Annotated in this window: 21 protein-coding genes and 1 pseudogene; 15 read left to right on the top strand and 7 right to left on the bottom strand. The window is 60.2% G+C overall.

Annotated features, from left to right (window positions below; all coding sequences use genetic code 11):
- Positions 1–159: 159 nt before the first annotated feature.
- From brnQ to JKA62_RS28035, 3 genes are all read left to right on the top strand, one after another.
- Positions 160–1,473 carry a branched-chain amino acid transport system II carrier protein gene (gene brnQ, locus JKA62_RS28025; RefSeq protein ID WP_011333120.1) on the top strand — a complete coding sequence of 438 codons (1,314 nt, stop codon included), beginning with the start codon at positions 160–162 and terminating at the stop codon, positions 1,471–1,473.
- A gap of 151 nt (positions 1,474–1,624) precedes the next feature.
- Complete coding sequence (locus JKA62_RS28030) at positions 1,625–2,362, top strand: DUF599 domain-containing protein (protein ID WP_011333121.1); 738 nt, start codon at positions 1,625–1,627, stop codon at positions 2,360–2,362.
- Positions 2,362–2,763: an MAPEG family protein gene (locus JKA62_RS28035; RefSeq protein WP_201820456.1), complete on the top strand. Its 402-nt coding sequence runs from the start codon at positions 2,362–2,364 to the stop codon at positions 2,761–2,763. The genes JKA62_RS28030 and JKA62_RS28035 overlap by 1 nt, the downstream gene beginning before the upstream one ends.
- Positions 2,764–2,839: 76 nt before the next feature.
- Here the strand turns inward: JKA62_RS28035 and JKA62_RS28040 are convergent, their stop codons facing one another.
- On the bottom strand, positions 2,840–3,076 hold the full coding sequence (locus JKA62_RS28040; RefSeq protein WP_011333123.1) for a hypothetical protein: 237 nt from the start codon (positions 3,074–3,076) through the stop codon (positions 2,840–2,842).
- A gap of 158 nt (positions 3,077–3,234) precedes the next feature.
- Here JKA62_RS28040 and JKA62_RS28045 point away from each other — a divergent pair, with 158 nt between their 5' ends.
- From JKA62_RS28045 to JKA62_RS28060, 4 genes are all read left to right on the top strand, one after another.
- On the top strand, positions 3,235–3,711 hold the full coding sequence (locus tag JKA62_RS28045; RefSeq protein WP_201820459.1) for a PaaI family thioesterase: 477 nt from the start codon (positions 3,235–3,237) through the stop codon (positions 3,709–3,711).
- The gene (locus JKA62_RS28050) at positions 3,708–4,160 is read left to right on the top strand and encodes a PaaI family thioesterase (protein ID WP_007959014.1); all 453 of its coding nucleotides are present in this window, start codon (positions 3,708–3,710) and stop codon (positions 4,158–4,160) included. Before JKA62_RS28045 ends, JKA62_RS28050 begins: the two co-directional genes overlap by 4 nt.
- An 81-nt stretch (positions 4,161–4,241) precedes the next feature.
- Positions 4,242–6,146 carry a molecular chaperone HtpG gene (gene htpG / locus JKA62_RS28055; protein ID WP_201820462.1) on the top strand — a complete coding sequence of 635 codons (1,905 nt, stop codon included), beginning with the start codon at positions 4,242–4,244 and terminating at the stop codon, positions 6,144–6,146.
- 68 nt (positions 6,147–6,214) lie between these two features.
- Positions 6,215–6,943, top strand: a complete 729-nt coding sequence (locus tag JKA62_RS28060) for a dienelactone hydrolase family protein (protein ID WP_201820464.1) — start codon at positions 6,215–6,217, stop codon at positions 6,941–6,943.
- A gap of 42 nt (positions 6,944–6,985) precedes the next feature.
- On the opposite strand, the gene JKA62_RS28065 is transcribed toward JKA62_RS28060, so the two are convergent.
- Both JKA62_RS28065 and JKA62_RS28070 read right to left on the bottom strand, forming a co-directional pair.
- Positions 6,986–7,876, bottom strand: coding sequence for a pirin family protein (locus JKA62_RS28065; protein ID WP_201820466.1), 891 nt, complete (start codon positions 7,874–7,876; stop codon positions 6,986–6,988).
- A 61-nt stretch (positions 7,877–7,937) separates the two neighbouring features.
- Positions 7,938–8,354: an OsmC family protein gene (locus JKA62_RS28070; RefSeq protein WP_007959010.1), complete on the bottom strand. Its 417-nt coding sequence runs from the start codon at positions 8,352–8,354 to the stop codon at positions 7,938–7,940.
- A gap of 129 nt (positions 8,355–8,483) precedes the next feature.
- On the opposite strand from JKA62_RS28070, the gene JKA62_RS28075 reads away from it, so the two are divergent.
- From JKA62_RS28075 to JKA62_RS29290, 3 genes and pseudogenes are all read left to right on the top strand, one after another.
- Positions 8,484–9,539 (top strand): amidohydrolase family protein, encoded by a 1,056-nt coding sequence (locus JKA62_RS28075; RefSeq protein ID WP_236676697.1) that lies wholly within the window; start codon positions 8,484–8,486, stop codon positions 9,537–9,539.
- Between the two features lie 130 nt (positions 9,540–9,669).
- Positions 9,670–10,440, top strand: a pseudogene (locus JKA62_RS29285) (MCP four helix bundle domain-containing protein); the annotation flags it as partial.
- Positions 10,432–11,295: a methyl-accepting chemotaxis protein gene (locus JKA62_RS29290; protein WP_442962202.1), complete on the top strand. Its 864-nt coding sequence runs from the start codon at positions 10,432–10,434 to the stop codon at positions 11,293–11,295. The pseudogene JKA62_RS29285 and the gene JKA62_RS29290, both read left to right, overlap by 9 nt.
- 60 nt (positions 11,296–11,355) lie before the next feature.
- Here the strand turns inward: JKA62_RS29290 and JKA62_RS28085 are convergent, their stop codons facing one another.
- Genes JKA62_RS28085 through purM form a run of 3 tightly spaced genes read right to left on the bottom strand, consistent with a single transcriptional unit; the run spans position 11,356 to position 13,786 of the window.
- The gene (locus JKA62_RS28085; RefSeq protein ID WP_007950391.1) at positions 11,356–12,069 is read right to left on the bottom strand and encodes a DUF3108 domain-containing protein; all 714 of its coding nucleotides are present in this window, start codon (positions 12,067–12,069) and stop codon (positions 11,356–11,358) included.
- An 8-nt stretch (positions 12,070–12,077) separates the two neighbouring features.
- On the bottom strand, positions 12,078–12,728 hold the full coding sequence (purN, locus tag JKA62_RS28090) for a phosphoribosylglycinamide formyltransferase (protein WP_011333131.1): 651 nt from the start codon (positions 12,726–12,728) through the stop codon (positions 12,078–12,080).
- On the bottom strand, positions 12,728–13,786 hold the full coding sequence (gene purM, locus JKA62_RS28095; RefSeq protein ID WP_011333132.1) for a phosphoribosylformylglycinamidine cyclo-ligase: 1,059 nt from the start codon (positions 13,784–13,786) through the stop codon (positions 12,728–12,730). The genes purN and purM overlap by 1 nt, the downstream gene beginning before the upstream one ends.
- 375 nt (positions 13,787–14,161) lie before the next feature.
- Between purM and JKA62_RS28100 the strand changes: the two genes are divergently transcribed.
- The 5 genes from JKA62_RS28100 (at position 14,162) to JKA62_RS28120 (ending at position 18,856) form a co-directional block, all read left to right on the top strand.
- Positions 14,162–15,241, top strand: a complete 1,080-nt coding sequence (locus tag JKA62_RS28100) for a DUF2066 domain-containing protein (protein ID WP_201820469.1) — start codon at positions 14,162–14,164, stop codon at positions 15,239–15,241.
- 35 nt (positions 15,242–15,276) lie between these two features.
- Positions 15,277–16,350 (top strand): AI-2E family transporter, encoded by a 1,074-nt coding sequence (locus JKA62_RS28105; protein WP_011333134.1) that lies wholly within the window; start codon positions 15,277–15,279, stop codon positions 16,348–16,350.
- A gap of 210 nt (positions 16,351–16,560) precedes the next feature.
- Positions 16,561–17,265: a DnaA regulatory inactivator Hda gene (gene hda / locus JKA62_RS28110; protein WP_007950396.1), complete on the top strand. Its 705-nt coding sequence runs from the start codon at positions 16,561–16,563 to the stop codon at positions 17,263–17,265.
- Between the two features lie 214 nt (positions 17,266–17,479).
- A complete protein-coding gene (locus tag JKA62_RS28115; protein ID WP_007950397.1) occupies positions 17,480–18,100 on the top strand; it encodes a C40 family peptidase in 621 nt (206 codons plus the stop codon).
- Between the two features lie 219 nt (positions 18,101–18,319).
- Entirely contained in the window at positions 18,320–18,856 is a 537-nt protein-coding gene (locus JKA62_RS28120) for a C40 family peptidase (protein WP_011333136.1), read from the top strand.
- 64 nt (positions 18,857–18,920) lie between these two features.
- On the opposite strand, the gene JKA62_RS28125 is transcribed toward JKA62_RS28120, so the two are convergent.
- Positions 18,921–20,234, bottom strand: coding sequence for a PQQ-dependent sugar dehydrogenase (locus JKA62_RS28125; RefSeq protein WP_201820470.1), 1,314 nt, complete (start codon positions 20,232–20,234; stop codon positions 18,921–18,923).

Consider the following 20,234-nt stretch of genomic DNA (forward strand, 5'->3'; position numbering starts at 1 on the left):
TGTCGGGCAAATTCGTTAGGCTAGCCGCCATTTTGCGTCTGCCGCCCACAAGGCATGCAACGCGCTAACGGGTCAGTCTTATACGGATTGACAGCATTTCCCTAACCCCACAGGGAAATCCCCCTCTAAATTCCGATTCAGTAGTGTGGTATTTCCTTAATGAAAGTTTTGAAAGGTCAGGACATCCTGGCACTTGGCTTTATGACATTCGCCCTGTTCGTCGGGGCCGGCAACATCATCTTCCCGCCTATCGTCGGTTTGCAGTCCGGGCCTAACGTCTGGATCGCGGCGCTGGGCTTCCTGATCACGGCAGTCGGTCTGCCGGTGGTCACCGTGGTTGCACTGGCCAAGGTCGGTGGCGCAATGGACGCCCTGAGCAGCCCGATCGGCAAGGTCGCCGGTGGCGTACTGGCTGCCGCGTGCTACCTGGCAGTCGGCCCGCTGTTTGCCACCCCGCGTACCGCGACCGTTTCCTTTGAAGTGGGTCTGGCGCCGCTGACCGGCGAGAGCCCGCTGGCACTGTTCCTCTACAGTTCGGTGTACTTCCTGCTGGTGTTCTTCATTTCGCTCTACCCTGGGCGTCTGCTGGACACCGTCGGTCGCTTCCTCGCGCCACTGAAGATCATCGCCCTGGCCGTGCTCGGTATCGCCGCATTCGCGCTGCCGGCCGGTGACATCGGCGTGGCCACTCCGGAATACGTTGCGGCACCGTTCTCGCAAGGCTTCATCAATGGTTACCTGACCATGGATACCCTGGGCGCGCTGGTGTTCGGCATCGTCATCGTCAACGCGATCCGCTCCCGTGGCGTCGAGTCGCCGGCGCTGATCACCCGTTACGCGATCATCGCCGGGCTGATTGCCGGTGTCGGTCTGGCGCTGGTGTATGTCAGCCTGTTCCGTCTGGGTTCCGGCAGCCACGAAGTCGCTGCGGGCGCGACCAACGGCGCCGCGGTGCTGCACGCTTACGTGCAACACACCTTCGGTTCGCTGGGCAGTGGTTTCCTTGCCGTGCTGATTTCCCTGGCGTGCCTGGTGACCGCTGTTGGCCTGACCTGCGCCTGTGCCGAATACTTCAGCCGCGTATTGCCGCTGTCCTACAAGACCCTGGTGATCATCCTGGCGGCGTTCTCGCTGCTGGTGTCCAACCTGGGCCTGACCAAGCTGATCGCGTTCTCGATCCCGGTGCTCACCGCGATCTACCCGCCGTGCATCGTGCTGGTGGCCCTGAGCTTTTGCGCTGCGTTCTGGCATGAGCAGAGCCGCATCATGGGCCCGGTGATGCTGGTGTCGTTCGTGTTCGGCACCATCGATGCGCTGAAAGGCGCCGGTCTGGCGGACTGGATGCCATCGCAACTGGCCCACCTGCCGCTCAGCGAGCAAGGTCTGGCGTGGCTGGTGCCGTGCGTAATGACCCTGGTGGTTGCCGTGGTTTGCGACCGCCTGCTGGGCAAGCGCGCCGAAGCACTCGCCTAAGATTGCCGGGCCGCCAAGAGCGGCTGCCGAGCGTTTAAACAGAAATGCCCCGTATCAATCGATACGGGGCATTTTTTATGGGCTTCAGGAAGTGTCTTTTTCCCTCGACTAACGTCGAAGGGGAGCCGAAATCTTCATCACAGGGAATTGCATGTCGTTCATCCAAGCCAACCTGATCCACCTGCTGGCCGCGCTCTGGTTTGTCATCTGCTGGGGCGGTTACACCCGTTATGCCACCTGGAAGGGCCGTGACACCGCGTGCCTGGCCAGCGTGCTGCACCTGTACCGCGAAGACTGGATGCGCCGCATGCTGCTGCGTGACAACCGTATCGCCGACGCCAGCGTGATCGGCAACCTTGAACGCAACGCCTCGTTCTTCGCCTCCAGCACACTGATTATCCTGGCGGGCATCCTGACCGTGCTCGGTGCTTCCGAGCGCGCGGTTTCGCTGCTGGCGGACATTCCGATGGTGCAACAGGCCTCGCAGGGGATGTCGGAGATCAAGTTGCTGTGCCTGGCGCTGGTGTTCGTTTATGCCTTCTTCACCTTCAGCTGGTGTATGCGCCAGTACAACTTCGCCGCCATTCTGGTCGGCTCGGCCCCGATGATCGGTGAGCGGCAAGTGTCGGAGCAGGAGCGCAAGGCGTTCGCCTCGCGGGCGGCTCGAGTGATTTCGATGGCGGCCAACCAGTTCAACTTCGGTCTGCGTTCCTACTACTTCGGGATGAGCATGCTGGCGTGGTTCGTCAGCCCGTGGCTGTTCATGTTGATGAGCGCAGGCGTGGTGCTGGTGTTGTATCGCCGGGAGTTTCATTCCGACGTGCTCGATGTAATGGTCTATACACCTACAGAGGCGCCATTGCCCGAAGCGAACAAAGAGGCTGCTTGATGAGTATTCCGTTCTGGTGTGTGTTTATCAGTGCATTGTTGATCTACGTGGCGCGTATGCCGGTCGGCAAGGCCATGAAAGAGCAGGGCGGTTACAACAACCACCTGCCGCGTCAGCAGCAGGCGCAACTCAGCGGTTACGGGGCCCGGGCGCTGGCGGCACATCAGAACAGCATCGAAGCGTTCATCCTGTTCGCCGTTGGCGTGCTGATGGCGCATACCACGCAGACGGCGGGATGGCTGATCGATACATTGGCGATCATCTTCGTGATCTCACGGATTTTCTATTTGTGGTTCTACCTGGCGGATATTCCCACGCTGCGCAGTCTGGTCTGGCTGGTCGGCTTAGTGTGTTCATTGTTGCTGATGATTAGTCCGACTTTTAGAACTGTCTTGCTCTAAGGCGGCATTGGCAAAAAATGACAGGCAAAAGAAAACCCGCACTTGGCGGGTTTCTTTTTTGCCATCGAGAAGCGGCTTATTGCTTCTTGGCAGCTTCTTCTTGCGCTGCAGCGTTCGATTCGGCCTGATCTTTGGCGGCTTCGGCATTTTCTTTCGCCGCGTCGTTCACTTTATCCTGAGCTTCGTTCATTTTCTGCTGAGCTTGTTCAGCATGTTGGTTGGCATCTTGAGCTTTGTCCTCGGATTTTTTATCGCAGGCAGCGAGACCGAGGGAAGCGGTCAACATCAAGGCAATAGCTAAAGTCTTACGCATGGGGTGTTTCTCCTTATGGAAAATAACTACTGGCCTTAAGAACTCGCGCCCAAGGGTTAAGTTCCTCATTTGTTTCAGATATATAAGTTTGTTTCGCAATGGAACTTTTGCTGTTCTTTCCACTACCGGGAACAGCGACTAACAAGAGTAATTATCAAATGGCCGAAAACCCCGTTTTTGAGCGTGCGACACGGTTTCTCTCGGCCCTGCGTCACTGTCAGGTACTGGGATTGAAAGTGCACAGCGCCAGCCACGAAGGCCTGACGGTGGCGCTGCCGTACAGTGCGCAGATCGTCGGCAACCCGCTGACCGGCGTGGTCCACGGCGGGGCGATCACTTCGCTGATGGACACTGCATGCGGCATGTCGACCCTGTGCGTGCTGCCGGAATTCGAAGTCTGCCCGACCCTCGATCTGCGCATCGACTACATGCACGCCGCCGAGCCACATAAAGACGTGTTTGGCTTCGCCCAATGTTATCGAGTCACCACCGATGTGATCTTCGCTCGCGGCTTTGCCTATCAGGATGATCCCGAGCAGCCGATTGCCCATGTCGTCGGCACCTTCATGCGCATGGGCAAAGGCCTTAAAGGCACGAAAGGCTTTGGTGGCGCGATCAAGGGAGAAAGCCCATGAGCGACGATTTCAAGCAGCAACTGCAAGAGGCACACGAGAAGGGTGACTATGCGCCGCTGCTGAAGCTGATTCCCTATGCCGGGCTGATTGGTGTCGAGTGTTCGCGGGTCGGTGATGACTTGCTGTTCAAGCTGCCGGCCAACAAGGACAACATTGGTAACCCTTTATTGCCGGCGATCCACGGCGGGGTGATTGCCGGTTTCATGGAGTTGTCAGCGGCCCTGCACCTGCTGATTTTCACCGGTGCGCCCGGTGTACCGAAAATTATCGATTTCTCCCTCGATTACCTGCGGGCCGGGCAGTTTCGCGACACCTGGGCCCGGTGTCAGGTCTGCCGTCAGGGCCGGCGGGTGGCCAACGTCGCGGTCACGGCCTGGCAAAGCACCGAAAGCGAACCGATTGCCACCGCCCGCGCGCATTTCAAAATCGATGAGCCCTTGAAATCCTGAAGCACGCCCCCAACTCACAGAACAACCCGCCGCCGACCGGCAAGGTCGCGGCCAATGCCATCTGATTGGAGTTTGATGACCATGAGTGTGGAAACTCAAAAGGAAACCCTGGGCTTCCAGACCGAGGTGAAGCAACTGCTGCACCTCATGATCCATTCGCTGTATTCCAACAAGGAAATCTTCCTTCGCGAATTGATCTCGAACGCCTCTGACGCCGTCGACAAATTGCGCTTCGAAGCCCTGGCCAAGCCTGAGCTGCTCGAAGATGGCGCTGAACTGAAAATCCGTGTGAGCTTCGACAAGGACGCCAAGACCGTCACCCTCGAAGACAACGGCATCGGCATGAATCGTGACGATGTGATCACCCACCTGGGTACCATCGCCAAATCCGGCACCGCCGATTTCATGAAAAACCTGTCCGGCGATCAGAAGAAGGATTCGCACCTGATCGGCCAGTTCGGTGTGGGCTTCTACTCGGCCTTCATCGTTGCTGACAAAGTTGACGTGTACAGCCGTCGCGCCGGCACCGCTGCCAGCGAAGGCGTGCACTGGTCGTCGAAAGGCGAGGGCGAATTCGAAGTCGCCACCATCGACAAACCGGAACGCGGCACCCGCATCGTCCTGCACCTGAAATCCGGTGAAGACGAGTTTGCCGATGGCTGGCGCCTGCGCAACATCATCAAGAAGTACTCCGACCACATCGCGCTGCCGATCGAGCTGCCGAAAGAAGCGGCCGCGGCCGAAGGCGAAGAGAAGCCTGAAGTTGAATGGGAAACCGTCAACCGCGCCTGCGCCCTGTGGACCCGTCCTCGCACCGAAGTCAAGGACGAGGAATATCAGGAGTTCTACAAACACATCGCCCACGACTTCGAAAACCCGCTGTCGTGGAGTCACAACAAGGTTGAAGGCAAGCTCGAGTACAGCTCGCTGCTGTATGTGCCGGCCCGCGCACCGTTCGATCTGTACCAGCGTGAAGCGCCGAAAGGCCTGAAGCTGTACGTGCAGCGCGTGTTCGTGATGGATCAGGCCGAGTCCTTCCTGCCGCTGTACCTGCGCTTCATCAAGGGCGTGGTCGACTCCAACGACCTGTCGCTGAACGTGTCGCGGGAAATCCTGCAGAAAGACCCGATCATCGACTCGATGAAGTCGGCGCTGACCAAGCGTGTTCTGGACATGCTGGAAAAACTGGCGAAGAACGAGCCTGAGCAATACAAGGGCTTCTGGAAAAACTTCGGTCAGGTCATGAAAGAAGGCCCGGCAGAAGATTTTGCCAACAAGGAAAAAATTGCCGGTCTGCTGCGTTTCGCATCGACCAACGGCACCGATGGCGAGCAGATCGTCGGTCTGGCCGAGTACCTGGCGCGCGCCAAGGAAGGTCAGGACAAGATCTACTACCTCACCGGCGAAACCTACGCGCAGGTCAAGAACAGCCCGCACCTGGAAGTCTTCCGCAAGAAAGGCATCGAAGTGCTGCTGCTGACCGACCGTATCGACGAGTGGCTGATGAGCTACCTCAGCGAATTCGACGGCAAGACGTTTGTCGACGTCGCGCGCGGTGACCTGGACCTGGGCAACCTGGACTCGGAAGAGGACAAGAAGGCCGCAGAAGAAGTCGCCAAGTCGAAAGAAGGACTGGTCGAGCGTCTGAAAACCGCACTGGGCGATTCCGTTGCCGAAGTCCGGGTTTCCCATCGCCTGACCGATTCGCCGGCCATCCTGGCGATTGGCGAGCAGGACCTGGGTCTGCAAATGCGTCAGATCCTTGAAGCCAGTGGGCAGAAGGTGCCGGATTCGAAGCCTATCTTCGAATTCAACCCGAGCCACCCGCTGATCGAGAAGCTCGACAACGAGGCCAGCGAAGATCGCTTCAGCGACCTGTCGCACATCCTCTTCGACCAGGCCGCCCTGGCGGCGGGCGACAGCTTGAAAGACCCGGCCGCTTATGTGAGCCGTCTGAACAAGCTGCTGGTCGAGCTGTCGGCTTGATCAAACTGTAGAAAAACCCGCTTCGGCGGGTTTTTTCATTCTGGAATTCAACCAATCTGGAGTCAGAAATGAGCCAAGTCACTGTACGTTCCGTGGTCTATCAGATTGACGGCCAGCCTTATGAAGGTCGCCTGGCATTTGACGCCGAGCACAAGGGCGCGCGTCCGGGCCTGCTGATGGCGCCGAACTGGATGGGTGTCAGCGCTGGCGCTGAAGAGATCGCCAAATCGGTGGCGGCCAAGGGTTATGTGGTGCTGATCGCTGACGTATACGGCCAGGCCGTGCGTCCGCAGAACGCTGATGAGGCCGGTGCGGCGATGATGCCACTGAAGAATGATCGTGCGCTGCTGCGCAAGCGTATGCAGGCCGCATTCGAACAATTGCAGAAGCAGGGCGACGCGTCGGTCGATACCTCGAAACTGGCGGTGTTCGGTTTCTGCTTCGGCGGCTGCTGTGCGCTGGATCTGGCTCGCACCGGTGCCTCGGTGAAAGCGGCGGTGTCGTTCCACGGCACCCTGGATTCGCCGAATCCGGCGGACGCCAAGAACATCAAGGGCTCGGTGCTGGTGCTGCACGGCGCTTCCGATCCGCTGGTGCCGAAAGAGCAGTTGCCGGCATTCGAAGACGAGATGAACGCTGCTGGTGTGGACTGGCAGTTGCTGAGCTACGGCGGCGCGGTGCACTCGTTCACCGATCCGCACGCCAATGTGCCGGGCAAGATGATGTACGACGCGAAGACCGCAGCGCGTGCGTTCAAGTCGATGCATGACTTGCTGGAAGAGGTGTTCAAGGGCTGAATCGGCTGAACACACTCCCACGCCTGGTGTGGGAGTGTTGCTTTACAGCGGTGTCGGCTCGCTGCGCGATTTAGGCAGCTCGATCCGCTCGACTTCCCACGGCACCGTCGGCCAATCCCCGGCCGCCCACTTGCGCCGCGCCTCATCGATCGCCGCCGGATCGCTCGCGACAAAATTCCAGTTGATCCGCCGTGGACCGTCCAGTGGCGCACCGCCGAACAGCACCGCGTGGCTGTCGCTTTCGGCGAACAGGCTCATCTCTTCCCCGGTCGGCAACACCACCAGTGCATGGGGTTCGACCGCTTCGCCATTCAGCTGCACATCACCACTCAACACGTACAGCGCCCGCTCTTCATGCTCGGTCGGGATCAGCAGTGTGGTCGCGGTTTGCATCTTCAATTCGGCATACAGCGTAGGAGAAAGCACCGGCACCGGCGATTCCAGGCAAAAGCCTGACCCGGCGATCATGCGGATCTGTACACCGAGGTTATCGCTGACCGGCAAGGTCGAGGCCGGGTGGTGGCTGTAATGCCCCGGGCCTTGTTCGTGGTCCCTGGGCGAGGCGAGCCAGATTTGCAGGCCGTGCATCTTGAAGCTTTGTTCCCAAAGCGGTTCGGGCGTGCGCTCGACGTGAGCGATCGCCGTGCCGGCGGTCATCCAGCTGACATCGCCGGCGCTGACCACCTGATCCGAACCCAGGCTGTCCTTGTGCTGGATCTGCCCGTCGAACAAATACGTAAGGGTCGACAGACCGATGTGCGGATGCTGTCGGATGTTCATGCCTTTGCCCGCCGGATAAACCGTTTCGAGCATGTGATCGAAAAACACGAAAGGCCCGACGCTGCGGCATTTGGCTGACGGCAGCGGGCGCAAGATCGGCTGGCCTTCGACGTCTTCGGCGCGCGGGCGGATGATCAGGGGTTGGGTGTCCATGGTCCATTCCAGGCTGAGCGGGTGATGCGTGGAGCATAACCCGCCGGTGTCGTCGGGGTGATTACTGGCTGTCGAAGCCGACGGGTGCGTGGGTTTCGATGGTGACTTCGCTGGTGGTCATCAGCTTGTGGATCGGGCAGCGGTCGGCAACACGCAGCAGTTCTTCGCGCTGGGCATCGGTGAGCACGCCCTTGAGGGTGAGGGTCACGTGCAGGGCGTATTTGCCTTTCTGCTCCTGGCTGTTGTCGCGTTTGACCTCAACGCCGACGCCGGTCAGCGGGATGTCCTTTTTCTTCGCGTACAGCTTCAGGGTCAGAGCCTTGCAGGCACCGAGGGCGGCGTCGAAGTAATCGTGCGGCTCGGGAGCCGAGCCTTCACCGCCGGCAGTCGTCGGGACATCGGCAAACAGCTCATGCTCATCGATCTGAACGGTGTGGCGAAAACCCTCGGCGGACACGGTATTGACGGTAACGGTCATGTGAACCTCGCAAGCAGTAGGAAAAGGGATTCGATCAAAAAAGACCTTGCAGGTATAGAGCATTTCCCACACAGGCGCGTTCCACTTTCTTGCCGGGTGAACCCTCGTTGCCCGGCGAGGGTCTAGGCTATGCCTGTCTGCCGGAGAACGCTTGTGTCCGTGTTTCGTTTGAGCCTTGCCGTCCTGATGGTTTTCACCGGCGCCGCCAGCGCCCGGGAATACACCTACAGTGACGCGCACCTGCATTACGTGGATTTTTTCCAGGAAACTGCCGGCATGCCGAAATTGCTCACGGCCATGAAGGAAAACTCCATTGAGCATGTGATGATTTCCGGCATTCCCGTGGCGAAGAAATGGCACGAAGACGAGCCGAAGCGCCCGCGTTATTACGCTGGCGATGATGCCGACGCCTATTGGTACAGCGCGACGGACGTGATCGTCGCCGACGCGGTGCAGAAGCTCACGCCGGAGCAGCGCCAGTCCTTTCACCCGTTTCTTTCAGGCTTCAACCCCAACGACAAGAACTCCGCCGCGCACATCCAGCGCATGCTCGATCTGTATCCCGGCTTGTGGCAGGGCATCGGCGAGGTCTTCACCCGTCACGACGATCTCACGGCACTCACCTCCGGCGACACGCCACGCGCCAATAATGAAGCCATGACCCGCATCTATCACCTGGCCGCCGAAAACGATCTGCCGGTGATGCTGCATTCCAACATCACCTCCAAGCGTGAGAAGAATCCGCTGTACCTGAAGGAAATCGAAGAGCCGCTGCGTAATCATCCGCACACCCGGTTCATTTGGGCCCATGCCGGCACCAGTGCCGAGATCCATCGTCATCAGACCCAGCTGGATTTTCTGCTGCCGACCCTGACGCGAATGCTGGAGACATACCCGAACCTGTTCATCGATCTGTCGTGGAGCCTGCTGACGCCTTATCTGCTGGATGAAAAGGAACAGCCGCGAGCCGAGTGGGTGCAACTGGTGGAGCGCTATCCGGATCGCTTCATGATTGGTTCGGACGTGGTCGGGCGATTCAACAAACTCGGTAAGGAAATTCATAGCTTCAAGCCGTTTCTCGACGCCTTGCCTGAGGCAGTCGCGAAAAAAGTCGCACGGGACAACTTCCTCGCGATCTTGCCGCGAACAGCGCTCAAGTCCGGTCAACCTGCGCTGAATCGTTAATGCCGACGGTTCGTAGGATCAAGGCCTTTTGATATCGCGTTTTGGTCTTACGCATTTTTTACAAGGGCCGATACCTTCTAGAGCAACCAGCTGCAGGGTTGATGCAGCGCTTTTGGAAGGAACCAGAGCAATGAGTATCCGTAGTCTCAATATTGCACCCCGGGCCGGGCTGGGTTTCGGGGTGCTGGCGCTGATGGTGTTTGCCCTTGGGGCGTTCGCACTGTTGCAGATGTCAAACATGCGCGCGCAGTCCGACGAGGTCGACAACAACTGGTTGCCCAGCGTGATGGCGGTGGGCGAGATGAGCCAGGACATGCTGCGCCTGCGTGCGCTGACCATGCGCCTGTTGCTCAATCGCGATCCGCAGGCGCTGGATCAGAACGTGGCCAAGCTCGATGATTTGCGCGGTGTGCTGAGTGAAGCCCAGCAACGTTACGACATCCTGATCGCATTACCCGAAGAGCGCGCGCTGTTCGACCGCTTCAAGGTTGCCGAACACAAGTACCTGGAGCTTCAGGCGCAGGTGATGACGTTATCCGCTCAGGGACGAGTGGAGGAGGCGGCCGCCATTCTCAACGGGCAGATGAGCCCGCTGGCGGATGAAATTGCGGTGACCCTGCGTGAACTGGTCGAGCTGAACAAGCACAACGCCAACCTCGCCACTGAGGCCGCACGTTTGGTGTTCACTAACTCGCGGGTGTGGGTCGGGGTGATGATCGGCATCACCGCGCTGATTACCGTCGCCCTGGCGTTGTTGCTGACCCGCAGCATCGTGCTGCCGCTGTCGCAATCACTCAGTGTTGCGGAAGTGGTGGCCGGTGGCGACCTGACCGGGGATATCAGCATTTCCGGCAAGGACGAACCGGCGCGGCTGCTGCATGCGCTCAAGAGCATGCAGCACAACCTGCGCGACACTATCCGCCAGATCTCGGAGTCCTCCAGTCAACTGGCCTCGGCTTCGGAAGAATTGAGCTGTGTTACCGAAGACGCGACGCGGGGGCTGCACCAGCAGAGTCTGGAAATTGAACAGGCGGCCACGGCGGTCAATCAGATGACCGCTGCCGTGGAAGAGGTGGCGAGCAATGCCGTCGCGACTTCCGAGGCTTCCCGTGAGTCTGATCGCATTGCCCAGCATGGCCGCGAGCAGGTCCAGCAGACCGTCTCGTCCATCGAGCTGCTGGCGGACGATGTCACGGCGAATGCCGCGCAGGTGGAGGATCTGGCACAGAAGGTCTACAGCATCAGCAAAGTACTGGATGTGATTCGCTCGATTGCCGAGCAGACCAATCTGCTGGCGTTGAACGCGGCGATCGAAGCCGCGCGGGCGGGGGATGCCGGACGGGGTTTTGCGGTGGTGGCGGACGAAGTGCGGGCGCTGGCCCATCGCACTCAGCAGTCGACCCAGGAAATCGAGCAGATGATCGGCGGCATCCAGCAGGGCACCGATTCGGCGGTCAGCTCGATGCAGCAGAGCAACGTTCGGGCGCGCTCGACGCTGGAGCTGGCGAAGGCCGCCGGCGTTGCGCTGGAGGAAATCGCTTCGGCGTTTACCTTGATCAACGAGCGCAATCTGGTGATTGCCAGTGCGTCGGAAGAGCAGGCGGCCGTGGCGCGGGAAGTTGATCGCAACCTGATGAACATCCGTGACCTGGCGATGCAGACGTCTGCAGGGGCCAATCAGACCAGCGCCGCGAGTCAGGAGTTGTCGCGGCTGGCGGTGGGCCTGAACAGCATGGTCGCCAGGTTCTCGGTCTGATCAGCGTTCGACAGGCGAAAAAAAGCCCCGCGTTTGCGGGGCTTTTTGATTTGCGTTGGATCAGCTGCCTTTGACCGTCTTGCCGTTGACCGTGCCGTCGAGGAGCATGATGTTGTACTCCTTGCCGTCGGTTTCGACCTGTTGCAGGCGAACCAGCAGGTAATCCCAGTCCTTGGCGAACCACAGGACGGTGATGCGCTTGCTTTGTGTCGGATCGCGGACGCGCTCGACCTTGATCGCATCGATCTGGCCGGCCTTGGTTTCGACTTTTTCCGAACCGAGCACGCGGAAGTCGTAGGTATCGACTTCGCCATCATCGACAACCTGATAGCTCATGCTTTTTTTGCCGGCGGCCACGTCATGCTGCAGCGCCAGTTGATAGGTGGATTTGTCGACCATGCCGCGGTTGAGCGGGATTTTCACCGCGTCGCCGCGGTCGGTGCCGGTCACCAGCTTGTTGGCCCAGTCGAAGTCCAGGTCAGCCTTTTTCGCCTTGCCCAGACCACCGCGTTCAAAGTGGTAGGACTGTGGCAGCAGGGTGTCCTTGTCCAGGGTCAGGGTGCTTTCCTCGGACAGGCTGGCAATCATCATCGAGGCTTTGAAGCTGAGCTTCCAGACGCCGTTGGCCTGTTTGGTCAGGCTGCGCTCGGCGGTGCCGCTCATGGGCAGCTGTTTCCAGTCGGCAGTGTAGCTGGCGGAGAACGGTTGAAGGTCTGCCGCCTGGGCAAAAGGCAGGGCGAGCAGAGCGCAAGCGAAGAGCAGGGCGCGACGCATAAAATCTCCTAGTTTCGAATCAAGTGACCGCTGGCCCCGAGTAACTGGCCATCCAGTAAAGCACCTTGCTCGCCGAGGCTCAGCCGTCCTTCGGCGAACCAGCGTACGGCCATCGGGTAGATCAGGTGTTCCTGAGCGTGAACCCGCTGCGCCAGACTTTGCGGCGAATCGTGCAACTCTACCGGTATTACTGCCTGTACGACCAGTGGTCCGCCATCGAGTTCCTCGGTGACGAAGTGCACGGAGCAGCCGTGTTCGGCGTCGCCGGCTTCCAGCGCGCGCTGATGAGTGTGTAACCCTTTGTATTTGGGGAGTAGCGACGGGTGGATGTTGAGCAGGCGACCCTGGTAGTGACGGACGAAGTCAGCGCTGAGAATGCGCATGAAGCCGGCCAGTACCACGAGTTTGGGATTGAATTCGTCGATCAGTTCGATCAGAGCGGTATCGAAGGCCTCGCGGCCCTCGAATCCCTTGTGATCCAGCGAGCGGGTGGCGATACCCGCGTCACTGGCGCGTTGCAGGCCGTAGGCGTCGGCGCGGTTGGAAATCACCGCAGCGATGCGGACCGGGCTGTCGCCGGTCCGCGTGCTGTCGATCAGGGCCTGCAAGTTACTGCCGGTGCCGGACAACAGCACCACGACATCACAGGTCTGGGACATCAGTGAGCCTTGAGGTTCTTCAGTTCGACCTGGGCCGCGCCTTCGGCAGCGGCAGCGATCTGACCGATGACCCAAGGCTGCTCGCCGGCGTCACGCAGGGTGTTCAGCGCAACTTCAACGTGCTCCTGAGCCACGCAGATCACCATGCCCACGCCGCAGTTCAGCACGCGGTGCATTTCGGTTTCGTCGACGTTGCCTTTCTCTTGCAGCCAGTCGAAGACGGCCGGGCGGTTCCAGCTGGCCACGTCAACCACGGCCTGAGCGCCTTTTGGCAGAACGCGCGGGATGTTGTCGAGCAAACCGCCACCGGTGATGTGGGCCATGGCCTTGACCGCGCCGGTGTCCTTGATCAGCTTGAGCAGCGGCTTCACGTAGATGCGGGTCGGGGCCATCAGCAGTTCGGTCAGCGGCTTGCCGTCGAGCTGAACGGTTTCGATATCGGCACCGGACACTTCGATGATCTTGCGGATCAGCGAGTAACCGTTGGAGTGCGGGCCGGACGATGGCAGGGCGATCAGGGCGTCACCGGTGGCGACTTTCGAGCCGTCGATGATTTCGGCTTTTTCCACGACGCCGACGCAGAAGCCGGCCAGGTCGTAGTCTTCGCCTTCGTACATGCCAGGCATTTCAGCGGTTTCGCCGCCGACCAGCGAGCAGCCAGCCAGTTCGCAGCCTGCACCGATACCGGTAACCACGGTGGCCGCTACGTCGACGTTCAGCTTGCCGGTGGCGTAGTAGTCGAGGAAGAACAGCGGCTCGGCGCCGCACACCACCAGATCGTTGACGCACATGGCGACCAGGTCCTGGCCGATGCTGTCGTGCTTGTTCAGGTTCAGCGCCAGGCGCAGTTTGGTGCCGACGCCGTCAGTACCGGAAACCAGCACCGGCTGCTTGTAACCGGCCGGGATCTCGCAGAGGGCGCCGAAACCGCCCAGGCCGCCCATGACTTCCGGGCGCGCAGTGCGCTTGGCGACGCTCTTGATGCGTTCGACCAATGCTTCACCGGCGTCGATGTCTACACCGGCGTCCTTGTAGCTCAGGGAGGGTTGCTTGCTCATGATCCAGGCCTTTAGGGGAGGGGATTCAGGGGTAACGACCGAGTTCAGCGGGAACGCCGAATCCGACAGGGGGCGATTGCCTCACGCGGAGTTCGGGGTGCCCGGCTGTTGCCGGTCTGCGAAGGCGCGCGATTTTATCAGGCTTGAGGGGCAGCGGCCATCCTCACGCCGACGGGCAGGGGCATATCGGTGGAAAAATTTTGCAATTGACGCTGTGGGCGACATCACGGGTGCCTGTATAAGGAACCGTCTATCGTTAGGACTGTGCAAAAACTTACCGACCGCGTGTGAATGTTTTGCGACGGCCTGTGGTCACAGGCTTGCAGAACGGTACACGCGGCCTGTTCCAGCCGCTCTTGTCGACGGGAATTCTCCATGGGTTTGTGTAAATTGCTGTTAGTGGGTGGTTTGTCTCTGATCAGCCTGGCGAGTCAGGCCGAAAATCTCAAAGGTCTCTATCAGGTGCGCGAACCGGTCACTGGCCAGTCGCCAGAGGAGCGCGATCGCGCGACCCAGGCCGCACTGGATACGCTGGTGTTGCGCCTGACCGGTGACCCGAAAGCCTCGCAAAATCCGGGGCTGGCGCCGGTTCGCAAGGATCCGCAGCAGATTATCAGTCAGTTCGGTTTCGATGCCGGGCCGCCGGAAGTGCTGAAAGTCGATTTCGATCCGGGAACCACCGAACAGGCGTTGCGCCGCGCCGGGCTGGCGCTGTGGGGCGCCAATCGGCCCTCGATCCTGAGCTGGTGGCTGAACGATTCGAGCGAAGGCTCGAGCCTGGTGGGCGACGGTCAGGCCAGTGCCGCGCCGTTGCGCCGTGCGGCCCAGCATCGTGGCTTGCCGTTGCGACTGCCGTTGGCGGACTTGAGCGAGCAATTGGTCGCCACGGCGCCGGCGCTTGAGGGTGCTGACCCAGCGCCGTTGCGCAACGCTTCCGAGCGCTACAGCGCTGACGCCTTGCTCGCCGTGCATGCCCGCGAAGAAGGCGGACAATGGCAGGCTAAATGGCAACTGTGGCTGGGCGATAAAAAAGAGGCGGGCAACGTGCAGGGCGCGGATCAGGCTGCCGTGACCGATGCGGTGATGCTGGCGGTCGCTGAACGTCTGGCACCTCGCTTTGTTGCCAAGCCGGGCGCGTCCGGCCAGCAGACCCTGGAAGTGCAGGGCATGAATCTGGAGCACTACGCGGCGCTGCTGCGGTTACTCGAACCGTTCGGCGTGCGTCTGCAGAGTGTCGATGCCGATCGCATTCTGTATCGGGTCAACGGCAGTGCCGATCAATTGCGAGCGCAATTGTCGCTGGCGAAGTTGCAGGAACTGCCGGCCGAGGCGCCGGCTCCGGTCGCTGCGCCTCAGCCTGCGGTCGCCGGTTCGCCGCCAGTTGCTGCGCCGACACCGACACCGGCGGCGCCGACACCGACACCGGCGGCGCCGTCCTTGCGGTTTCGCTGGTAGGTTTTCTTTCTTATATATAAGCAATGGAGTGTTACATGGCCGATACGCGGCGTTGGTTCTGGCTCGGTGGGGTGCTCCTGCTTTGCGCGTTCGTCTGGTTGCTGCATCCGATCCTCACGCCGTTTCTAGTGGCGCTGCTGCTCGCGTATCTGTTCGATCCGCTCGTTGATCGTCTGGAGCGCCTGGGGCTGTCCCGCACCTGGGGTGTGATCACGGTGTTCGCCTTGTTCACCCTGATCGTCACCGCGCTGTTGCTGGTGCTGGTGCCGATGCTCGCCAAGCAATTGCTGCGGCTGTATGAACTGGCGCCGCAAATGCTCGACTGGTTGCAACACACCGCCGTGCCATGGGCGCAATCGAAGCTGGGGCTGTCCGACGGCTTCTGGAAGTTCGACAAGGTCAAAGCCGCGATCAGCGAACACATGGGCCAGACCACTGACATCGTCGGGGTGGTGTTGAGTCAGGCGACGGCCTCAAGCCTGGCGCTGATCGGCTGGTTGGCGAATCTGGTGCTGATCCCTGTGGTGAGCTTTTACCTGCTGCGCGACTGGGACGTGATGATGGCCAGGATCCGCGGCCTGTTGCCCCGTGATCGTGAAGAGCGAGTGGTGGCGCTGGCGGGTGAATGCCATGAAGTGCTGGGCGCGTTCGTGCGCGGGCAATTGCTGGTGATGCTGGCGCTGGGCGTGATCTATGCGGCCGGTCTGATGATTGTCGGCCTGGAGCTGGGCCTGTTGATCGGTCTGATCGCGGGGCTGGCGGCGATTGTGCCGTACATGGGGTTCGTGATCGGCATCGGTGCGGCGTTGATTGCCGGGTTGTTTCAGTTCGGTGGCGATCTGTATCCGATGATCGGAATCGTCGCGGTGTTCATGGTCGGTCAGGCGCTGGAAGGCATGGTGCTGACGCCTTTGCTGGTGGGGGACCGGATCGGTCTGCATCCGGTGGCGGTGATCTTCGCGATTCTGGCCGGTGGCGAGCTGTTCGGCTTCACCGGTGTGCTACTGGCATTGCCGGTGGCGGCGGTGATCATGGTGCTGGTGCGGCATGTCCACGATCTGTACAAGGATTCCGAGATTTATAGCGGGGTGGATGAGCCGGAGTTGTAATCGTGAAGCGCGGGCCGTCCGGTGGATTACCGGGTTGGCCCGTCTCCTGCAGGCCATGGCGCCAAAGAAACTGTCATAAAACCAGCACGTTAACGCAAACCTTTGATTTTGCTTGGGGTCTGTCGCATTGTGCGCTCCGCTTCACGGGTATAAACTTCGCTCACTTTACACAGAGGCCACTAACGGTTCCTTGGGAACTGTTCAGTCAGCATGAAACCGATTCAGCTGCCCCTAGGTGTGCGTCTGCGTGACGACGCCACCTTCATCAACTACTACCCAGGCGCCAATGCCGCTGCACTCGGCTATGTCGAGCGTCTATGCGAAGCCGACGCCGGCTGGACCGAAAGCCTGATCTATCTGTGGGGCAAGCACGGAGTAGGGCGTACGCATCTGTTGCAGGCCGCGTGCCTGCGCTTCGAACAGATGGGTGAACCGGCGGTGTACCTGCCGCTGGCCGAGTTGATGGATCGCGGCATCGAAATTCTCGACAACCTCGAACAGTACGAACTGGTCTGTCTGGACGACTTGCAGGTGATTGCCGGCAAGGCGGACTGGGAAGAGGCAATGTTTCATCTGTTCAACCGTCTGCGTGACAGCGGTCGGCGTCTGCTGATTGCGGCGTCCACTTCACCCCGTGAACTGCCGATCAAACTGGCTGACCTGAAATCACGGCTGACCCTGGCGCTGATCTTCCAGATGCGTCCGCTCTCCGACGAAGACAAATTGCGTGCCCTGCAACTGCGTGCTTCACGTCGCGGTCTGCACCTGACTGACGAGGTTGGGCATTTTATTTTGACTCGCGGTACCCGCAGTATGAGCGCGCTTTTCGATCTGCTGGAGCAGCTCGATCAGGCCTCTTTGCAGGCTCAGCGCAAGCTGACCATTCCCTTCCTGAAAGAAACCCTGGGCTGGTAAAACCGGGGCTTTCAGCCGGTTTTGGCATATTTCAGGCGCCAGAAAACCCGCTTTCCTGTGGGTTGCACAGGCCGCGTCTCCATTCAAATAGGCTTAAGCGCTTAGATGTTACCGAGAAACCGGGAAGTCACAAAAAGATCGATTGAATTTGCAAATGAGGCTGATAGCGGGCATAGTCTCGGCTTCTTTACAACTATCAGCCACGGTCGTGCCCATGCTAAAGCGCTTCGCACCCCTCGTGCCTCTCGCACTCGTCACCCTGTTGTTCGGTTGCGCTGCTCATTCACCTGTTAATCAAGAGCAGCAACAACAGGCTAAAAATTCTGCCACCGCCCAGTCTTCCGTTATTTACCAGGAAGAGCTGGACACCGAAAAAGAACTCGCCGACTTCAACGGCAAGAAGCCTTACCAGCTTCCGGTTCTGGCCGACAGCATCCTCGAACGCGGCATGTCCCTGATCGGTACCCGTTACCGTTTCGGCGGTACCTCTGAAGCCGGTTTCGATTGCAGCGGTTTCATCGGCTACCTGTTCCGCGAAGAAGCGGGCATGAACCTGCCGCGCTCCACCCGCGAAATGATCAACGTTGATGCGCCGCTGGTTTCGCGCAGCAACCTCGAGCCGGGCGACCTGCTGTTCTTCGCCACCAATGGTCGTCGCGGTCGTGTCAGCCACGCCGGGATCTACCTGGGCGACAACCAGTTCATCCATTCCAGCTCTCGTCGCAGCGGCGGTGTTCGCATCGACAGCCTGGGCGACAGCTACTGGAGCAAGACCTTCATCGAAGCCAAACGCGCTTTGGCGAACGCTCCGACCGTGGTTACTGCTCGCAAGTAATCACTCGATTGTCGCTACGCTCGTGGCGACAAAGCGGCCCTTCTGACGCAATAGACCTAAACTTTACAAGGTGAAGTTAAAGTCTTACTTGAAGTTTGCCGCGTAGCCGCTAGAATCCTGATCTATATTGATGGCAAACCGCCTGCGTCCCAACGCAGGCGGTTTTGTTTTCTATCGAATCGGCAGTCAAAGCCGCAGCCAGATCAGGATGTTCTGCAAATGACGATGTCGGCCCGCTTTGCCCTGATGTTCTTCGCAGCGCTGCTCAGCGCCTGCGCCAGCCGCACTCCGCCGCCTGCGCCGGTGGTTCGCGCTCCGATCGTGTTCGGATCCTCCCAGGCCTTTTCACCCGCTGCCGAAGACGTGCTGTTTCGCGCGCTCGGGCTGGTGGGTACGCCCTATCGTTGGGGTGGCAATACGCCGGATTCGGGCTTCGATTGCAGTGGCCTGATCGGTTTTGTCTACCGCGATGCCGCCGGCATCAGCCTGCCGCGTTCAACCCGCGAGATGATCGTCATGCAGGCGCCGAATGTCGGCAAGGAAGGGCTGCAGACTGGCGACCTGATCTTCTTCGCCACCAATGGCGGCTCACAGGTCAGTCATGCGGGGATCTATGTCGGGGAAGGGCGCTTCGTTCATGCGCCCGCCACCGGCGGCACGGTGAAGCTGGACAGCCTGTCGAAAGCGTATTGGCAGAAAGCCTATCTGAGCGCCAAGCGCGTTCTGCAGCCAGAGCATCTGGCGCATAACCCGTAGTCCAGATACATAAAAACCCGTGGCAGCTGAATGGCTCCCACGGGTTTTTTATGCCTGCAATAGATTAACGGGTCGCTGAAACCCGCCACACCTTGTTCCCCACATCATCCGCCACCAGCAATCCACCTTGCTGGTCGATCACCACGCCGACCGGGCGGCCCAGCGCGTTCTCGTCCTTGTCGAGGAAACCGGTCAGCACGTCCACTGGCGTTCCGCTCGGCTTGCCGGCGGCAAACGGCACAAAGATCACCTTATAACCGCTATGCGGTTTGCGGTTCCACGAGCCGTGCTGACCGATGAATGCGCCTTCTTTGAACTGCGCCGGCAGGCGGTTGCCTTCGGCGAAGGTCAGGCCCAGTGATGCGGTGTGCGGGCCGACGGCGTAGTCGGGAGCGATGGCCTTGGCCACCATGTCCGGTCGCTGTGGTTCGACGCGCACATCAACGTGCTGGCCGTAGTAGCTGAACGGCCAGCCATAGAAGGCACCGTCCTTGACCGAAGTGATGTAGTCCGGCACCAGATCGCTGCCTATTTCGTCGCGCTCGTTCACGGCGGTCCACAGCGCACCGCTTTGCGGCTCCCAGGCCAGGCCGTTGGGGTTGCGGATGCCCGAGGCGAAGATCCGGTGATTGCCGGTGGCGCGGTCCACCTCCCAGATCGCCGCGCGGCCTTCTTCCTGATCGAGACCGTTTTCGCCGACGTTACTGTTCGAGCCGACGGTGACGTACAGCTTACTGCCGTCTTTGCTGGCGATGACGTTCTTGGTCCAGTGATGGTTGAGCGTGCCGCCCGGCAAATCCACGACCTTGATCGGCTGGCTCTTGATTTCGGTCGCGCCGGGCTCGTAGTTGAAGCGCAGCAGGCGATCGGTATCGGCCACGTACAGATCGTTGCCGACCAAGGTCATGCCGAATGGCGAGTTGAGGTTCTGCAGGAACACCGTGCGGGTCTCGGCCACGCCATCGTGATCGGCATCGCGCAGCAGGGTGATGCGGTTCGGGCTGGGCACGCCGGCACCCGCGCGGCCCATGACTTTTTTCATCACCCAGCCACGAATGCCCTTGCTGTCGTCCGGTTTTGGCGGGGCGTTGGTTTCTGCCACGAGTACATCGCCGTTCGGCAGTACGTAGAGCCAGCGCGGATGATCGAGATTTTCGGCGAAAGCCGCCACCTGAGTGCCTGCCGCTGCCGTCGGCTTCGCGCCGGCCGGCCAGCCAATGGCCGGGGCGATGTTCACCGTCGGGATCAGGGTCTTGTTCGGTTCGGGCAGTTTCGGTGACGGACCGGTGCCGTCGGAGACTTGCAGGCTGGAGGATTCACCACAGGCGGCGAGCCCTCCGGCGATCATGATGACGAAAACGAACTGGGGCTTGCGCAT

It is taken from the genome of Pseudomonas sp. B7, assembly GCF_016735645.1.
Taxonomy (GTDB): Bacteria; Pseudomonadota; Gammaproteobacteria; order Pseudomonadales; family Pseudomonadaceae; genus Aquipseudomonas; species Aquipseudomonas glycinae.

Bases quoted from the DNA above. Each gene is read 5' to 3' on its own strand.
- JKA62_RS28040 (WP_011333123.1), bottom strand. From the start codon at position 3,076: ATGCGTAAGACTTTAGCTATTGCCTTGATGTTGACCGCTTCCCTCGGT.
- JKA62_RS29290 (WP_442962202.1), top strand. From the start codon at position 10,432: ATGCAGCACAACCTGCGCGACACTATCCGCCAGATCTCGGAGTCCTCC.
- hda (WP_007950396.1), top strand. From the start codon at position 16,561: ATGAAACCGATTCAGCTGCCCCTAGGTGTGCGTCTGCGTGACGACGCC.
- JKA62_RS28045 (WP_201820459.1), top strand. From the start codon at position 3,235: ATGGCCGAAAACCCCGTTTTTGAGCGTGCGACACGGTTTCTCTCGGCC.
- JKA62_RS28100 (WP_201820469.1), top strand. From the start codon at position 14,162: ATGGGTTTGTGTAAATTGCTGTTAGTGGGTGGTTTGTCTCTGATCAGC.
- JKA62_RS28075 (WP_236676697.1), top strand. From the start codon at position 8,484: ATGCCTGTCTGCCGGAGAACGCTTGTGTCCGTGTTTCGTTTGAGCCTT.
- JKA62_RS28120 (WP_011333136.1), top strand. From the start codon at position 18,320: ATGACGATGTCGGCCCGCTTTGCCCTGATGTTCTTCGCAGCGCTGCTC.
- JKA62_RS28115 (WP_007950397.1), top strand. From the start codon at position 17,480: ATGCTAAAGCGCTTCGCACCCCTCGTGCCTCTCGCACTCGTCACCCTG.
- JKA62_RS28085 (WP_007950391.1), bottom strand. From the start codon at position 12,069: ATGCGTCGCGCCCTGCTCTTCGCTTGCGCTCTGCTCGCCCTGCCTTTT.
- JKA62_RS28035 (WP_201820456.1), top strand. From the start codon at position 2,362: ATGAGTATTCCGTTCTGGTGTGTGTTTATCAGTGCATTGTTGATCTAC.
- brnQ (WP_011333120.1), top strand. From the start codon at position 160: ATGAAAGTTTTGAAAGGTCAGGACATCCTGGCACTTGGCTTTATGACA.
- JKA62_RS28060 (WP_201820464.1), top strand. From the start codon at position 6,215: ATGAGCCAAGTCACTGTACGTTCCGTGGTCTATCAGATTGACGGCCAG.
- JKA62_RS28065 (WP_201820466.1), bottom strand. From the start codon at position 7,876: ATGGACACCCAACCCCTGATCATCCGCCCGCGCGCCGAAGACGTCGAA.
- purM (WP_011333132.1), bottom strand. From the start codon at position 13,786: ATGAGCAAGCAACCCTCCCTGAGCTACAAGGACGCCGGTGTAGACATC.
- purN (WP_011333131.1), bottom strand. From the start codon at position 12,728: ATGTCCCAGACCTGTGATGTCGTGGTGCTGTTGTCCGGCACCGGCAGT.
- JKA62_RS28105 (WP_011333134.1), top strand. From the start codon at position 15,277: ATGGCCGATACGCGGCGTTGGTTCTGGCTCGGTGGGGTGCTCCTGCTT.
- JKA62_RS28030 (WP_011333121.1), top strand. From the start codon at position 1,625: ATGTCGTTCATCCAAGCCAACCTGATCCACCTGCTGGCCGCGCTCTGG.
- JKA62_RS28070 (WP_007959010.1), bottom strand. From the start codon at position 8,354: ATGACCGTTACCGTCAATACCGTGTCCGCCGAGGGTTTTCGCCACACC.
- JKA62_RS28050 (WP_007959014.1), top strand. From the start codon at position 3,708: ATGAGCGACGATTTCAAGCAGCAACTGCAAGAGGCACACGAGAAGGGT.
- JKA62_RS28125 (WP_201820470.1), bottom strand. From the start codon at position 20,234: ATGCGCAAGCCCCAGTTCGTTTTCGTCATCATGATCGCCGGAGGGCTC.
- htpG (WP_201820462.1), top strand. From the start codon at position 4,242: ATGAGTGTGGAAACTCAAAAGGAAACCCTGGGCTTCCAGACCGAGGTG.